1 protein-coding gene is annotated in these 423 nt (G+C 63.1%); it reads left to right on the forward strand.

Annotated features, from left to right (window positions below):
* Nucleotides 1–46: 46 nt before the first annotated feature.
* On the forward strand, nucleotides 47–423 hold a 377-nt coding region (locus GR197_RS31520), incomplete at its 3' end, for an aconitase family protein (protein WP_246724747.1).

Consider the following 423-nt stretch of genomic DNA (forward strand, 5'->3'; position numbering starts at 1 on the left):
GCGCCGGATCGTACGCATCGCGCGTCAATGGGCAAGCGCGCAGCAGTTGCCGAACGTCTACGACAGCGTCGGTATCTGCCATGTGGTCGTGCCGGAACATGGGCACCTGCGACCGGGCATGTTCTGCGTGGGCGGCGACTCGCATTCGCCGACGGGCGGCGCGTTCGGCGCGTACATGTTCGGCATCGGCAGCACGGAGATGCTTGGCGTCGCGGTATCCGGGCAGATCTGGGTCAAGGTGCCGGAGACCTTGCAGATGCACTGGCGTCATCGGCTTTCGCATGGCGTGACGGCGAAAGACATGATGCTGCATATGATCGGCCGCTTCGGCATGAACGGCGGCCGCTATCAGGCTGTCGAATTCTGCGGTGAAGCCATCAGCGCACTGTCGATGCAGGAACGCATGACGCTGTCGAACATGAG

The organism is Rhizobium phaseoli (assembly GCF_010668805.1).
In the GTDB taxonomy this organism is placed as follows: Bacteria; Pseudomonadota; Alphaproteobacteria; order Rhizobiales; family Rhizobiaceae; genus Rhizobium; species Rhizobium phaseoli_A.